This window comes from Ruegeria sp. HKCCSA071 (assembly GCF_017872555.1).
Taxonomy (GTDB): Bacteria; Pseudomonadota; Alphaproteobacteria; order Rhodobacterales; family Rhodobacteraceae; genus Ruegeria.
Genome location: NZ_JAEDOX010000001.1, coordinates 195307 through 210681 on the forward strand (window position 1 = coordinate 195307; position 15375 = coordinate 210681).

Annotated in this window: 15 protein-coding genes; 11 read left to right on the top strand and 4 right to left on the bottom strand. The window is 59.9% G+C overall.

What is annotated here, in order from left to right; all coding sequences use genetic code 11:
* The first annotated feature begins 17 nt into the window (after window positions 1–17).
* From fabD to mltG, 7 genes are all read left to right on the top strand, one after another.
* Window positions 18–956 carry an ACP S-malonyltransferase gene (fabD, locus tag I9188_RS00980; protein WP_209503566.1) on the top strand — a complete coding sequence of 313 codons (939 nt, stop codon included), beginning with the start codon at window positions 18–20 and terminating at the stop codon, window positions 954–956.
* A 42-nt stretch (window positions 957–998) separates the two neighbouring features.
* Window positions 999–1736 carry a 3-oxoacyl-[acyl-carrier-protein] reductase gene (fabG, locus tag I9188_RS00985; protein WP_209503568.1) on the top strand — a complete coding sequence of 246 codons (738 nt, stop codon included), beginning with the start codon at window positions 999–1001 and terminating at the stop codon, window positions 1734–1736.
* A 207-nt stretch (window positions 1737–1943) separates the two neighbouring features.
* Complete coding sequence (locus tag I9188_RS00990) at window positions 1944–2177, top strand: acyl carrier protein (protein ID WP_050602116.1); 234 nt, start codon at window positions 1944–1946, stop codon at window positions 2175–2177.
* 138 nt (window positions 2178–2315) lie between these two features.
* A complete protein-coding gene (locus tag I9188_RS00995; RefSeq protein ID WP_209503570.1) occupies window positions 2316–2855 on the top strand; it encodes a GNAT family N-acetyltransferase in 540 nt (179 codons plus the stop codon).
* Between the two features lie 122 nt (window positions 2856–2977).
* Window positions 2978–3721 carry a 1-(5-phosphoribosyl)-5-[(5-phosphoribosylamino)methylideneamino] imidazole-4-carboxamide isomerase gene (locus I9188_RS01000; protein WP_209503572.1) on the top strand — a complete coding sequence of 248 codons (744 nt, stop codon included), beginning with the start codon at window positions 2978–2980 and terminating at the stop codon, window positions 3719–3721.
* A 180-nt stretch (window positions 3722–3901) separates the two neighbouring features.
* Window positions 3902–5167: a beta-ketoacyl-ACP synthase II gene (gene fabF / locus I9188_RS01005; RefSeq protein WP_209503574.1), complete on the top strand. Its 1266-nt coding sequence runs from the start codon at window positions 3902–3904 to the stop codon at window positions 5165–5167.
* Window positions 5168–6325 (top strand): endolytic transglycosylase MltG, encoded by a 1158-nt coding sequence (gene mltG / locus I9188_RS01010; protein ID WP_209503576.1) that lies wholly within the window; start codon window positions 5168–5170, stop codon window positions 6323–6325.
* A gap of 90 nt (window positions 6326–6415) precedes the next feature.
* Here the strand turns inward: mltG and I9188_RS01015 are convergent, their stop codons facing one another.
* Window positions 6416–7681: a DEAD/DEAH box helicase gene (locus tag I9188_RS01015; RefSeq protein ID WP_209503578.1), complete on the bottom strand. Its 1266-nt coding sequence runs from the start codon at window positions 7679–7681 to the stop codon at window positions 6416–6418.
* Between the two features lie 689 nt (window positions 7682–8370).
* Here I9188_RS01015 and I9188_RS01020 point away from each other — a divergent pair.
* From I9188_RS01020 to I9188_RS01030, 3 genes are read left to right on the top strand one after another with little or no spacing between them, the layout of a single operon-like run.
* Window positions 8371–8715, top strand: a complete 345-nt coding sequence (locus I9188_RS01020; RefSeq protein ID WP_209503580.1) for a hypothetical protein — start codon at window positions 8371–8373, stop codon at window positions 8713–8715.
* Window positions 8693–11086 carry a glycoside hydrolase TIM-barrel-like domain-containing protein gene (locus tag I9188_RS01025; protein ID WP_348540308.1) on the top strand — a complete coding sequence of 798 codons (2394 nt, stop codon included), beginning with the start codon at window positions 8693–8695 and terminating at the stop codon, window positions 11084–11086. The genes I9188_RS01020 and I9188_RS01025 overlap by 23 nt, the downstream gene beginning before the upstream one ends.
* Before the next feature lie 8 nt (window positions 11087–11094).
* The gene (locus I9188_RS01030; protein WP_209503584.1) at window positions 11095–11391 is read left to right on the top strand and encodes a hypothetical protein; all 297 of its coding nucleotides are present in this window, start codon (window positions 11095–11097) and stop codon (window positions 11389–11391) included.
* On the opposite strand, the gene I9188_RS01035 is transcribed toward I9188_RS01030, so the two are convergent.
* Complete coding sequence (locus tag I9188_RS01035; protein WP_348540309.1) at window positions 11372–11767, bottom strand: TraR/DksA C4-type zinc finger protein; 396 nt, start codon at window positions 11765–11767, stop codon at window positions 11372–11374. The two genes, I9188_RS01030 and I9188_RS01035, sit on opposite strands and share 20 nt — an antisense overlap.
* A gap of 27 nt (window positions 11768–11794) precedes the next feature.
* On the opposite strand from I9188_RS01035, the gene cysE reads away from it, so the two are divergent.
* Window positions 11795–12604, top strand: a complete 810-nt coding sequence (cysE, locus tag I9188_RS01040) for a serine O-acetyltransferase (protein WP_209503587.1) — start codon at window positions 11795–11797, stop codon at window positions 12602–12604.
* A 69-nt stretch (window positions 12605–12673) separates the two neighbouring features.
* Here the strand turns inward: cysE and I9188_RS01045 are convergent, their stop codons facing one another.
* Complete coding sequence (locus tag I9188_RS01045; protein ID WP_209503589.1) at window positions 12674–13987, bottom strand: pyruvate dehydrogenase complex dihydrolipoamide acetyltransferase; 1314 nt, start codon at window positions 13985–13987, stop codon at window positions 12674–12676.
* 14 nt (window positions 13988–14001) lie between these two features.
* A complete protein-coding gene (locus tag I9188_RS01050; RefSeq protein WP_209503591.1) occupies window positions 14002–15375 on the bottom strand; it encodes a pyruvate dehydrogenase complex E1 component subunit beta in 1374 nt (457 codons plus the stop codon).

The window sequence follows — 15375 nt, forward strand, 5'->3', positions numbered from 1 at the left end:
CCATCCATGAGGTTGCAATGACACTCGCGTTCGTTTTCCCGGGGCAAGGCGCCCAGACCATAGGTATGGGCAAAGCTCTGGCTGAGGCCTACCCGGCGGCTCAGGCCATCTTCGATGAGGTGGACGACGCGTTGGGTGAGAAGTTGAGCAGCCTGATCTGGGACGGCGATATTGCTGACCTGACACTGACCCAGAATGCACAACCCGCGTTGATGGCAACGTCGATGGCAGCCATGCGCGCTTTGGAAGCCGAAGGCGTATCTGTCAGCAAGGCGGCTTTTGTGGCGGGGCATTCACTGGGTGAATACTCGGCTCTGGCCGCGGCGGGTGCCTTGTCTGTTGCAGATACTGCGCGTCTGTTGCGCACCCGTGGTCAGGCCATGCAAAGCGCCGTACCCGTGGGCGAGGGGGCCATGGCCGCCATTCTGGGGCTGGATCTGGAGGCCGTGCGCGCCGTGGCGGAAGAAGCCGCACAGGGCGAGGTCTGTCAGGCCGCAAATGACAACGATCCCACACAGGTCGTCGTGTCGGGTTCAAAAGCGGCTGTCGAACGCGCTGCCGAGATCGCCAAGGAAAAAGGTGCAAAACGTGCCGTTATGTTGCCGGTAAGTGCTCCATTTCACTGTGCGCTGATGAAACCTGCTGCAGATGTAATGGCAGAAGCGCTTGCTGCCGTCGAAATTAAGGCCCCTGTCGTACCTTTGGTGGCCAATGTGCGCGCCGAGGCTGTCAGCGACCCGGATCTGATCCGTCAATTGCTGGTCGAGCAGGTGACGGGTTCGGTTCGCTGGCGGGAAAGCGTGCAATATATGGCGGCTCAAGGCGTGACTGAAACATGGGAAATCGGCGCTGGCAAAGCGCTGTCCGGTATGATCCGCAAGATCGATCGCGAAATCGCGGGCAAGGCTGTGGGCACACCGGAAGACGTCCAGAAGGCCATTCAGGCCGAATCGTAAGCTCAATTCGCGTTGTAACCGACGCAGCAAGAGGGAAACCGAATGTTTGATTTAACAGGTAAGAATGCGCTGATCACCGGTGCTTCGGGCGGTATCGGAGGCCACATCGCACGTGCGTTGCATTGCGCAGGTGCAACGGTTGGGTTGTCCGGTACACGCGTTGAACCGCTTCAGGCTCTGGCCGACGAACTGGGTGAACGCGCGCATGTTCTGCCCTGCAATTTAAGCGATCCGGAAGCCGTGGAAGCGTTGCCAAAGCAAGCGGCCGAGGCGATGGGATCGGTGGATATTCTTGTAAACAACGCCGGAATCACCCGCGACAACCTGTTCATGCGCATGTCTGATGAGGAATGGCAAAGCGTCATTGACGTGAACATGACCTCGACCATGAAACTGTGCAAAGGTGTGATCCGGGGCATGATGAAGGCGCGCTGGGGCCGGATCGTCAATGTCTCGTCCGTGGTGGCCGCAATCGGCAATCCGGGGCAGGCGAACTATGCAGCGTCGAAGGCCGGTATGATCGGGTTTTCCAAGGCTTTGGCCCACGAAGTCGCGACCCGCGGAATTACTGTGAATGCCGTGGCACCTGGATTTATCACGACGGCAATGACCGAAAAACTGACCGAGGAACAAAAAAAGGGTCTGTTGCTCAAGGTTCCGGCCGGGCGCATGGGCGATCCGGAAGAAATTGCAGCTGCGGTTCTGTATCTTTCCAGCCCCGAAGCGGGCTATGTTACCGGAAGCACCTTGCATGTAAATGGCGGTATGGCCATGTTGTGAGCGCGACAGGGGCAAGTGCGAAAGCGTTTGCCTCTTGCGTCGACTATGCTATAGGCGGCGCATCTATGCGGGGCCGGTCGTTCAGGTCGGCCTTCTATTTCCCGGTTCGCCGGGACCGAAACCGCCCAAAACGGGCAAACCAAAGCCAACCCGTGCGGGCAAGGGCAGAATCGGGCGGACCGCCCTGTAAAGGAATGAGGAATAGACATGAGCGACGTCGCAGATCGCGTTAAGAAGATCGTTGTTGAGCACCTGGGTGTTGAAGAAGATAAAGTCGTGGAAAACGCGTCCTTCATCGACGATCTGGGCGCAGACAGCCTGGACACTGTTGAGCTGGTCATGGCCTTCGAAGAAGAGTTCGGCATCGAGATCCCCGATGACGCAGCCGAGACCATCCAGACCTTTGGCGACGCCGTCAAGTTCATCAGCGAAGCGTCCTAAGCGTTTCTTTCTGATCAAAATCGGCGCTTCCGGGCAACGGGGGCGCCGTTTTTTTATGCCTGCCCGAATTTCGGGCTTGCGTGGCTATTGTGGCCTGCGCACTGTTTCCACTGAGGCAAAACTCAAAGTGGACAGGGCATGATAAGATCCACTCCGATGATAAATACCGCGCGTTTGACGCTGTGCGCCATGCGCCCAGAGGATTTTGACCGGTTCGCGGAAATCTGGCGTAACCCTTGCGTCGTGCAGCATATCGGCGGTTCTCCCCGATCGCGTGGCGAAGCGTGGGATTCGTTCTTGCGTAATGCGGGGCATTGGCAGATGGCCGGTTTTGGTCAGTGGGGCGTAATGCAGCAATCGAATCGTACGCTGATCGGGCAAGCCGGATTCTTCTATAGCAATCGACGCATGGGCGAGGATTTCGACGGCTTCCCCGAGGCAGGGTGGGTACTGGTCCCCGAAGCACAAGGGCAGGGATTGGGATACGAGGCCGCCAAGGCTGCGCATGACTGGTTTGACCGGGTGATTCCCGGACCGTTGGTCGCGATGATAAACGCATCGAACGCGTCTTCGCAGAAACTCGCCAAAAAGCTTGGCTATGTTCTGATGCGGGAAGGGGTGTATAATGAAACCCCGGTGCATTTGTTAAGGCGCAACGGACCGCCAGCCCGCGCGTAAATTCGCCACTTAATCAGTATGCCGCAAAATGGCCAAACTGTGCCGATCCCGGAGATTTCGGGCGGGCATTCCAGTTGTATGGTGCCGGGGATTTCAAAACGATTGAGCGGAGGACCGAGCTCATGAGGATTTACCCCACGATGGAACTGCAGAACGGCCGGTGTGTCTCACTGGACAAAGGTCGTCTGGATGATGCGATGATCTGGCACGTGAATCCGGTAGATACCGCACGGAGCTGGGCAGAGGCGGGTGCCGAATGGATGCACCTGACGGATTTCGACGCGATCGAGGGCAAGGATACCAACGCGCAGCTGGTCGAAGATATCATTCGCAAGGCCGAGATTCCGGTGCAGTTGGCGGGTGGCATGCGCACGCGCGAACAGATTGAGCGCTGGATCGACAAGGGCGCGGGCCGCGTTGTGGTTGGCACGCTGGCCGCGCGCGAACCGAACCTGGTTAAGGAACTGGCCAAGCTTTACCCGGATCAGATCGTGCTGTCGGTTGATGTGTGGCAAGGCCTTGTCATGACTGACGGCTGGCGCAGCCAAAGTGCATTCACGCCCGAAGCCTTTATTGATGCGTTCGGCGATGCGCCCTTTGCCGCTATCGTGGTAACCGACATCGACAGTGACATGGAAGATGTCGAGGCACAGCTTGGTCTGATTTCGCGGCTGGCAAACCATTCGCGTACCCCGGTGATTGCCAGCGGTGTCGTGCGCACAGCAGACGATATCTCGCGGCTGGCATACATCCCCAATATCTCGGGCGCGATTGTCGGGCGTGCGTTGTTCCGCAAGACACTGGACTTGGCCACAGCGCTTGAAACTGCCAAATCGGCCCACGAGCCGGTCGCGCAGTTTCAGTAAGCAACTCCGCCCTTTCGGCTGGACGCGCGAAGGGGCGGTTTTTGACAAGCGTCGAATTTCCGGTTTCCTTGGGAAATCGGCGGCAGGACGCCAGAGCGGAAAGAACCGTTGCTCTTGCCCCCGCACCCCGGGCCGGGGTATGAGCGGTTCTCATAAGAGGAAGCAGGCAAGAGGCACTTCATGCGCAGAGTCGTTGTAACCGGTCTTGGATTGGTCACTCCTTTGGCCAGCGGGGTCGAGGAAACCTGGTCGCGGCTGCTGGACGGAGAGTCCGGTGCAGGCCCAATCACGCATTTCGATGCAGAGGCAAGCGGGGTCGCAACGACCTACGCCTGCGAGGTGCCGCGCGGCGACGGAACCAACGGGACCTTCAATCCCGATGACTGGATGCCGCTGAAAGAGCAGCGCAAGATCGAGGACTTTATCCTGTATTCCATCGCGGCCGCAGAAATGGCCTGTAAGGATGCAGGCTGGCTGCCGGAAGACGAAGAATCGCGCTTGCGGACCGGTGTTCTGATTGGCTCGGGCATTGGTGGTCTGGGATCGATTGCCAATACTGCGAACCTGATCCGCGACAAAGGTCCGCGTCGGGTATCGCCGTTCTTTATTCCGGGCGCACTGATCAACCTGGCCTCGGGTCAGGTATCAATCCTTCACGGGTTCAAAGGGCCGAACCACTCGGTCGTGACCGCATGTTCAACCGGTGCGCACGCAATCGGCGACGCCAGCCGCATCATCCGGGCGGGTGACGCGGATGTCATGGTGGCAGGTGGTGGCGAGGGCTGCATCTGCGAGATCGGTATTGCCGGGTTCAACGCATGTAAAGCGCTATCGACCAAATACGCAGATAATCCCAAGGCTGCCAGCCGACCCTATGACGTGGACCGTGACGGTTTCGTGATGGGCGAGGGTGCCGGCATCGTGGTTCTGGAAGATTACGAACACGCCAAGGCGCGTGGTGCCAAGATCTACGCAGAGGTGCTGGGCTATGGTATGTCGGGCGACGCCTATCACATCACCGCCCCGTCCGAGGATGGCGACGGGGCCGAACGCTCCATGAGAGCCGCGTTGCGCAGCGCCGGGCTGGAGCCGAAAGACCTAGATTACATCAACGCGCATGGCACCTCGACCATGGCGGACACGATCGAACTGGGCGCGGTTGAGCGCCTGTTGGGCGAGCATGCCGGGAATGCGACGATGAGTTCGACCAAGTCGGCAACCGGTCACTTGCTGGGTGCTGCGGGTGCGATTGAGGCAATATTCTCAATCCTGGCAATCCGCGATCAGGTCGCACCGCCAACAATCAACTTGGACAACCCGGCTGTTGAAACTCCGATTGATCTTGCCCCCAATGCCAAGCGCGAGCGTGAAATCAATGTGGCGCTGTCGAACTCGTTCGGGTTTGGTGGAACCAATGCCAGCGTGATCTTCGGAAAGGTCAATTAAATGTGGCGGGCCATCGCTTCGAATGCGCTGACCATCCTGGTGGTCGGCCTGTTTCTGGTGGGCGGTCTGATCTTGTGGGGACAGTCGCAGTACAAGGCCGAAGGCCCACTTGAAACTGCGATTTGCCTTCAGGTCAAAAGCGGCTCGAACATGACACGTGTCAGTCGCGATCTGGAAGATCAGGGTGCCATTCGCAGTTCAATTCTGTTTCGGATGGCCGCTGACTATACCGATCAGGCGCAGCGGTTGAAAGCGGGCAGCTTTCTGGTGCGCGAAGGCGCGTCGATGGCGCAGATCATCGAAGAGATTACCAGCAGCGGCGCCAGCACTTGTGGGTCGGAAATCGAATACCGTATCGGTGTAACGCGCACCCAAACCCGCGTGCGTGAACTGGACCCGGCAACATTGGATTTTGTCGAGATTGCTTCATTTGATGCTGCAGAGGAAGAAACGCCTGATGCTTATACCGAGAAGCGCAACGAGGCTGACACGCGCTATCGGGTGTCACTGGCCGAAGGTGTGACCTCGTGGCAGGTGGTCGAGGCCCTTAAATCATTCGAAGCGCTGTCAGGTGAGGTGACCGAGATCCCGGCTGAGGGCATGTTGGCCCCGGACAGTTACGATGTTGTGGTCGGACAGGATCGCAATGCGATTTTGCAGGCCATGCAGGACAAGCAACAACTGCGGATCAATGCGGTTTGGGAAAGCCGCCAAGGCGGGTTGCCGCTGGACAGTCCGGAAGAGATGCTGATCCTTGCGTCTATCATCGAAAAGGAAACCGGTGTTCCGGAGGAACGCGGCCAGGTCGCCAGTGTGTTCGTGAACCGCCTGAAACAAGGGATGCGGTTGCAAACCGATCCGACCGTCATCTATGGCGTGACAAAGGGGCAGGGCACATTGGGTCGCGGGTTGCGGCGCAGCGAATTGAACCGTCCGACACCTTGGAACACCTATCAGATTGATGGGCTGCCCCCGACGCCGATTGCAAATCCGGGTCTGGCGAGTCTTGAAGCTGCGGTTGCGCCAGATGACACCAACTATGTGTTCTTCGTCGCCGACGGCTCGGGCGGGCATGCGTTTGCAGAAACCCTGCAGGAGCACAATCGCAACGTTGCCAAATGGCGCGAGATCGAGGAACAGCAGAGCTCGGGGAATTAAACCCGGCGGGTTGCTGGTTTAGCTAACAAAAAACGCCGACGCCGGTATAGCAACTGGCGTCGGCGTTTTCTTTGGCAGCCTCTTCAGTCCTTAGGCGGCTGAGCGTCTTTTGTTGGGACGGCGCCGTTTGTTGCTGGACGGTTTCGCATCGCCGTTGGCCGGTTTGGGCTTGAACCCGCGACGGCGGTTGTTTTGACGACGTGCAGGTTGCTGAATCTCGACCCCTTCCGGCATGGTGCCGCTTGTGACGGGGATTTCAGTTTTCATCAGCTTCTGGATCTGACGCAGCAGGTCGACTTCTTCCGGAGCACAGAACGCAATCGCTTCGCCTTCGCGCCCGGCACGGGCGGTACGCCCGATACGGTGGACGTAATTGTCGGGCACGTCGGGCAGGTCGAAGTTGATGACATAGGCGACGCCAGGGATGTCGATGCCACGCGCGGCAACGTCGGTGGCCACCAGTATGTTCACCTCACCAGCGCGGAAGGCCTTGATCGCCCGGTCACGCTGGCCCTGGCTTTTGTTCCCGTGAATGGACGCCGCGTTGAAGCCGTCGTCCACCAGCCCTTTCATCAGCCGTTCAGCGCCGTGTTTTGTGCGGGTGAAGACCAGCGTCAGAGCATCCGCGTCCTGCGACAGGATTTCGCGCAGTTTCGACGGTTTTCCGGGTTTCGAAACAAAGTGAAGGGACTGGGTGATCTTGTCTGCGGCCTTGCCCGGAGGCGAAACCTGCACCCGCTGCGGATTGTTCAGATAGGCGCGGCTGAGCTCCTCCATCTGTTTCGGCATTGTGGCCGAGAACAGCATGGTCTGGCGGGGCGTGCCCAGTGCAGGTGCGATGCGACGCAGAGCGTGAATGAAGCCCAGGTCAAGCATCTGATCCGCTTCGTCCAACACCAGATGGCGAACCGAGCCAAGGTCAACAGCGCCCCGTTCCATCAGGTCAATCAGGCGGCCCGGGGTGGCGACGAGAATATCGGTGCCTCGGGCAAGGAACATCACTTGTTTGTTGATCGACTGGCCACCTACAACTGTGGCGACTCGCAGCTTTGTTCCTTTGGTGAGGGTGCGCAAACTGTCGGCGATCTGGTTCACCAACTCGCGGGTGGGGGCGAGGATCAGCGCTTTGGCTGTTTTGGGATCGGGCTTGCCGGGCTGCGCCAGCAAGTGGTCGATCAGGGGCAGGCCAAAGGCCAGTGTTTTGCCGGTGCCGGTTTGGGCCAGCCCGAGGATGTCATGCCCATTCAGGGCCAGCGGAATGGCCTGGTTCTGAATCGGGGTGGGTTGTGTGAAGTTGGCGCGTTTCAACGCGTCATTCAGTGTCGGCGCAAGGCCGAGCATATCGAAGTCGAACAAAAAATTATCCTTTCCGGCCCGCAGGTTAAACCGCACGAGCAGGTGGTGACTGGCCACGTTCAGTGACCGGCAGGGTTGTGCGAGACCTCGGGATGCGCGGGCGAATCCAGCGCCATCCGGCCATCGCGTAAAGAACCCTGCGTGAAGGGGAACCGGGAGTTATGTGTTGGCGCTGTGGGGCCTGAAGCCCGACGATGCTCACGCGGTGGCGCCGTGATGAGGGGCACATGAGGGTTTCGGGGGGGAATGTCAAGGACTGGTTTTGCAGCGCGCAGGACCCTGACGCGCCGAAATCGGGTGACGCGGGTGATTTTGCACCCGATTTCGGAAATGTCAGATTTGTACACGCGTCCGCGCGGGGTTTGTACAATTTGTACGCTCCGAAAGCGGTACGGCGGTAACCCTGTGTTAATCCCTCTGGTCGGTGAGGCGGTCAGGGCTTGGGAAGCCCAAAGGACGGGTCGGCGTTTTGGCCGAGGATTACCGCAGCCGGAAATTCACTGTCCGTTAACCCTCACCGTACGATCCCTGTTGCGCGACTGTTGCGTAAACCCTTGACTTTGCGCGCTTTATCCCGTATAGGTTGTGTCATGCTAGAAGAAGTGGGCAAACGGCCTCGGGGTGACCCGGTGGCCGTTTTTTCGTTTCTCTCGTGCGGAGAACACTCACGCATGAGGTCACAGGCAAACATGACTTTGATTACCCCGGAAGAGCGGATTTCCCAGACGGCTGAACTGTTGCAGTCCCTGGAAAGGTCCATTCGCGATCTGCGGCAAGCGGCAGAAGACCTGCGCAAACAGATCGGTGCCGGGGAGGATGCAGATCTTGCTGGTTCAGCCAAGCGACTCGGTCAGCTGGAGGGGCTGATCCGAAGTTGCCAGAAAGTGGAGACAAGCTTTGTCGAACAACATTACAGACAAGCCGGAATTGCCCAAGGGGGCTATGCGCTCGACCTTGAGCGGGCCCGATTTGAGATCGGGTGCAGGCTGGCTCGCCTCCGCCAATGCTGCGGTGCGGGAGAGATTTCTGAGTGAGATCGGGGAGGGGGGGCTGTGTGCCCTCCCTTTCCTGTTTGAATTCTGGGCGCTACCGCATCAATTGCCGCCCGAAGGCGACTGGCGGTCCTGGGTGATCATGGGCGGGCGTGGCGCGGGCAAAACGCGGGCAGGGGCCGAATGGGTCAGATCGATGGTCGAGGGGCCGAAGCCGCTGGACAAGGGCGAGGCGTGCCGCGTGGCGCTGGTGGGTGAGACATTCGATCAGGTGCGCGACGTGATGATTTTCAGCGACAGCGGGATATTGCAATGCTCGCCCCCGGATCGGCGGCCCGTGTGGAAGGCATCCGAACGCAAGCTGATCTGGCCCAACGGGGCCGAGGCGCAGGCGTTTTCGGCACATGATCCTGAAGGGCTGCGCGGGCCGCAGTTTGATGCGGCCTGGGTGGATGAGTTGGGATGTGCGGCAATCGACAAGGGCACGAACCAGCCGAACAAGTTTCTGGACCCGAAATCGTCTGAATCGCTGCTGCCCGCATATTCAAACGGGCTGCGCGACGATTTCATTCAGGTCCAGTACCTTGCGTCGACCCTTGGGTATTGGAGCGATCCGAACATCAACCCGGTGTCGCAAGTCTATGGCGGGCTAATGCTGGATCTGGCGAATACCTATGTCTGGGCGTGGGATACCCGCCCGTTTCCGACCTTTCCCAATCTGCGAAGCCAGTGGGATGATGGGGCAAACTATGACCGGGGGCATTGGCTGAACGGCCGGTCCGGCTCGCGCACGCTGGCCTCGGTCGTGACTGAAATATGCCACGCGGCAGGGGTGACGGATATCGATGTTTCCGGGCTTTACGGCGTGGTTCGAGGATATGTCATCGAAGATGTGACAAATGCGCGGTCGGCTTTGCAGCCGCTGATGCTGCGCTATGGGTTCGACGCGATCGAACGGAACGGCATCTTGCGCTTTCAGATGTGCGATGGCTATGGCGCGATCGCCCTGAACCCTGATCATCTGGCGATCAGCGGTGATCTGGATGGCACGGTTGAGCACCGGCGAGAAGCCGAGGCCGAGATGACCGGTCGCGTGCGCCTGCGCTTTGTCCAGTCGGATGCGGATCACGATCTGGTCGCGGAAGAGGCGGTTCTGCCCGAGGACAGCACGCATTCGGTCTCGGTCAATGAGATGCCGTTATCCATGACACGCACCGAAGGCCGACAAACGGCTGAGCGCTGGTTGAGCGAGGCCCGTGTTTCCCGCGATACGGTGCGGTTTGCCTTGCCGCCATCGCTGCTGCATCTGGGCGCAGGTGATCTGGTGCGGTTGTCAGAGACCGAAAACAGCCCCGTTTACCGGATTGACCGTCTGGAATCTGCCGATCTGCAATTGGTCGAAGCGGTCCGGGTTGAACAGGGTGTATATAAGGGATCGCAACTGCACGACGACCCGGCGGTTGCCAGACCCTATGCCGCGCCCGTTCCCGTGCTGCCGGTGTTTCTGGACCTGCCGCTGATCACCGGGTCAGAGATCCCGCATGCACCTTATCTTGCGGTGACCGCTGATCCCTGGCCGGGGGCCGCGACGGTTTATTCCTCCTCAACCGATGAGGGGTACAGCCTGAGTGATGTGATCCCCGGTCAGGCCATTATGGGCGTGACCGAAACGCCGCTGAGGCGCGCCAGCATCGGCGTCTGGGACGAGGGCCCGGCGGTGAAGGTGCGGCTGTTGGCCGGTCAGCTGGAATCGCGTCCGCGTGGCGCGGTTCTGAACGGTGTCAATCTGGCGGCCATCGGCGACGGAACACCCGGCAACTGGGAGGTTTTCCAGTTCTCGGATGCCACGCTTGACTCCCCCGGCGTTTACGCCCGGTCCGGGCGGTTGAGGGGCCAGTTGGGGTCGGATGCCCTGATGCCGGATGTCTGGCCGGACGGGTCCATATTCGTGTTGCTGAACGATCAGGTGCAGCAGATCAACCTGTTGCGTAACGAGCGGGGATTGGCCAAGCATTATCGCATCGGCCCGGCGACCCGTGGTTACGACGATCCGGCTTACCAGCACCTGATCGCCTCATTCGACGGCAATGGTTTGCGCCCGTATTCCCCGGTTCACCTTCAGGTGCGATCCGACGCAACCGGCGATCACCTGACCTGGGTGCGGCGCGCCCGGTTGGATGGGGATGACTGGTCAGGGCTGGAGGTTCCGCTGGGCGAGGAAAGCGAATCCTATCTTGTGCGTGTCTTTGCTGGGGGAACCCTTATCCGTGAAGAGATGACATCCCTGCCGGGGTGGTCCTATTCGGCGGCAATGAAGGCGGCAGATGGTCTGACCGGGTCATATGAGGTCGGGATTGCGCAGGTGTCAGCCATTTACGGCCCCGGTGCGATGGCGCGTCTGGTTGTCGGGTAAGCGGCACGATGCGACCGCTATTGCACGGTGATGTAAGTGCCGCGGCGCGCGCCTTGTTGGCGGCGCCGCCGCCAGAGCGGACCCGCTTATGCGTCCGGATGATCCATGAAGCGGAACTGGCCGACATACACCGGGCGCGCACGGGTCAGCTGCATCCGGTTTACGGCAACGGATCGCTGATGGCGGTTGCGCGCAACAGGGTGCTGGCCGATGAGCCGGGGTTTGACGATTTGCAATATTGTCAGTGTTTTTCGCTGGTTCTGCACCATCTTGCCGAGTTTCTGATCACCCGGTCGCGCAGCTGACGCATTTGCTGGCAGCCAGATCCAGAGACAATCGCCCATCGGGAATACGGTCGCCGCAATCTTCGCAATACCCGTATTCCCCCTCGTCCAGCCGCATAAGCGCGGCCTGAAGGCGGCGGGTTTCGACATTGCGATTCACCTGTTGCGCCTTTGCCATCGCCTGGTTTTGCAGCGCATCCATGCGGCTGAGCCGACCAACCGCCTGCTGATCCAGTTCAACAACGGCCTGAGCCTGCTGGCCTGATGCGGACAACTGATCCAGTTCGGCCAGACGCTCGCGAATTCGTGTTTCGAAATATGTGCGCTCGGACTCATTCATTTTCGTTGTATCGCGGATCACGGGTTTGCGTTTGGCCTTTTTGCCACTAAATGGCATTCTAGGCGCAGCAAAGGATCAAAAGCTATGTTTGAAAAACGCAGCCCTGTGACACCGGTCGATCCGGTCTGGGACCGTATCACATCCGAGGCCCAAGCAGCCGTCGAGACAGAACCGCTTATGGGCGGGCTTGTGCACGCCTGTATCCTGCATCACCGCAGCCTTGAGCGTGCGCTGTCCTATCGGATCGCGGCCAAGCTGTGTTCGAACGAAATGTCGATGATGGTGCTGCGCGAGATCGTGGACGAGGCCTATGCAAACGATCCCGGTTTGCTGGAAGCCGCCCGCGCCGACCTGATGGCGGTTTACGAGCGTGATCCGGCCTGCCATCGGTTGTTGCAGCCGATCCTGTATTTCAAGGGCTATCAGGCCATGCAGGCCTATCGCGTCGCGCATTGGCTGTGGCGCAAGGGGCGCTTTGATCTGGCCTATTTCTTCCAGATGCGATCTTCGGAGATTTTCGGCATCGATATTCACCCGGCCGCAAGGATCGGCAAGGGGATCATGATCGACCACGCCCATTCCATCGTCATCGGTGAAACCGCCGTGGTCGGAGACAACGTGTCGATGTTGCATTCGGTGACGCTGGGCGGAACCGGCAAGGAAGAGGAAGACCGCCATCCCAAGATCGGAGACGGTGTTCTGATCGGGGCCGGGGCAAAGGTTCTGGGTAACATCAAGGTCGGCCATTGCAGCCGTATCGCTGCCGGTTCGGTGGTGTTGCAGGACGTTCCGCCGTGCAAGACCGTTGCCGGTATCCCGGCCAAGATCGTGGGCGAGGCTGGATGCGATCAGCCGTCGATCTCGATGGACCACATGCTGGGCAAAGATCAGTAGGTCGATTGGACTAACAAAAAAGGCCGCCTCGATATTCGAGGCGGCCTTTTTTTGCGAGGTCGGTATGGCTTACGCCAGCATGACCATCGGGTTTTCAAGATTGTCGACAATGGCCTTGAGCAGTTCGGCCCCAAGCGCTCCGTCGATGACGCGGTGATCAACGGACATGGTGACAGACATCACCGTTGCCACGGTCAGCTCGCCATCATCCCCGACAACCGGCTTCTTGACGCCGGTGCCGACGGCCAGAATACCGGCATGGGGCGGGTTCACGATGGCATCGAAATTGTCGATGCCGAACATGCCCAGGTTCGAGATGGCAAAGGTGCCGCCCTGATATTCATGCGGAGCCAACTTGCGCTCGCGTGCGCGGGCGGCAAGGTCTTTCATCTCGGTCGAAAGGGCTGACAGGGATTTCATGTCAGCGTCTTGCAGGACCGGCGTGAACAACCCGCCTTCGATTGCGACGGCAACAGCCACATCTGACGGTTTCAGTTGCAGTACCCGGTCACCTGCCCAGACGGCGTTGCAGGCCGGAACCTGTTGCAGCGCATTGGCGACGGCTTTGATGATGAAGTCATTGACGCTGAGCTTGACGCCGCGACCTTCCAACTGCTTGTTCAACTGACCACGGAATTTCAGCAGCGCGTCCAGCTTGATATCGCGGCGCAGGTAGAAATGCGGGATGGTCTGTTTGGCCTCGCCCAGGCGTGCAGCAATGGTTTTGCGCATACCGTCGAGCTTGATTTCCTCGTACGGGCGGCCTTCGTACATCCGCGCGACCATATCCGCCGATGGACCAGACGGAGCTGCTGGGGCAGCTGCGGGCGCGGCGGCGGCGGGAGCAGTGGCAGGAGCTGCTGCCGGAGCGGTGGCAGTTGCGCCTTCGACATCGACCTTGACGATGCGACCATGCGGGCCGGAACCGGAAATCTGTGTCAGGTCGAGACCTTTTTGCGCAGCAATCCGGCGGGCCAGAGGCGAGGCAAAAATCCGACCGCCATCTGCCTTGGCCGGAGCGGCCGGGGCAGGGGCGAGCGCCTCGGGTGCCACTGGCGCGGCAGCCTCGTTGCCCGCGACGGCTGCGGGGGCAGCCGCCGGAGCAGCCGCCGGAGCCGTGCCGATGTCATCGGCGCTTTCGCCGTCTTCCAGCAGAACCGCGATGGCGGTGTTGACCTTGACCCCTTCGGTGCCCTCGGGAATCAGGATCTTGCCGATGGTGCCTTCGTCAACGGCCTCGAATTCCATCGTGGCCTTGTCGGTTTCAATCTCGGCCAGCAGATCACCGGAGGAGACGGTATCGCCTTCCTTGACCAGCCATTTGGCGAGCGTGCCTTCCTCCATGGTCGGGGACAGGGCGGGCATCAGAATTTCTGTAGGCATCTGTCTGTCGCTCCTTACCGGTAGGTCACTTGTTTGACGGCGGCGATCACCTCATCCGTGGTGATCAGGGCCAGCTTTTCGAGATTGGCGGCATAGGGCATCGGAACGTCCTTGCCAGTGCAATTGATGACCGGCGCGTCGAGGTAATCAAACGCCTCCTGCATCACGACCGAGCTGATGTAGCTGCCGACAGACCCCTGCGGCCAGCCTTCTTCCACTGTCACCAGACGGTTGGTCTTCATCACCGAGTTGATGATGGCGCCAGTGTCCATCGGGCGGATGGTGCGCAGGTCGATCACTTCGGCGCTGATGCCGTCTTCGGCCAGCTTGTCAGCAGCTTCCAGCGCGTATTGCATGCCGATGCCAAAGCTGACGATTGTCACATCTGACCCTTCGCGCCAGATGCGGGCCTTGCCCAGCGGAATGGTCAGGTCATCCACCTGCGGCACTTCGAAGGAGCGGCCGTAGAGGATTTCGTTTTCCAGGAACACTACCGGGTTGGGATCGCGGATGGCCGATTTCAGCAGACCTTTGGCATCAGCGGCTGAATAGGGCATGACGACCTTCAGGCCGGGGATCTGCATGTACCACGCGGCATAGTCCTGGCTGTGCTGTGCGGCCACGCGGGCCGCGGCCCCGTTGGGCCCCCGGAACACGATGGGGCAACCCATCTGGCCACCGGACATATAGAGCGTTTTAGCCGCAGAGTTGATGATCTGGTCAATCGCCTGCATGGCGAAGTTGAAGGTCATGAACTCGACAATAGGTTTCAGACCGCCAAAGGCCGAACCCACCGCGATACCGGCAAACCCGTGTTCGGTGATCGGAGTGTCGATCACGCGTTTGGAGCCAAATTCATCCAGCAAACCTTGCGAGATTTTGTAGGCCCCCTGATATTCAGCGACTTCCTCGCCCATCAGGTAGACGTTTTCATCGCCGCGCATTTCCTCGGCCATTGCATCGCGCAAGGCCTCGCGCACGGTTTCGGATTTCATTTCAGCATCCGCGGGCCAGTCGGGTGACAGGTCCACCGCCGGAGCAGCGGGGGCTGCTGCGGCAGGAGCCGGGGCCGGGGCCGCTGCGGGGGCGGTCTCGGGCGCCGCTGCGGCAGCGGGAGTTGCCGCGGGCAGGGCCGAGGCGTCTTCGCCTTCTTCGACCAGCACGGCGATAGGAGTGTTCACCTTGACACCTTCGGTGCCCTCGGCGACCAGGATCTTGCCGACGATGCCTTCGTCAACAGCCTCGAATTCCATCGTTGCCTTGTCGGTTTCAATCTCGGCCATGATGTCGCCCGAGGATACGGTATCGCCTTCCTTGACCAGCCATTTGGCCAGCGTGCCCTCTTCCATCGTGGGGGAAAGGGCGGGCATGAGAATTTCGGTTGCCAT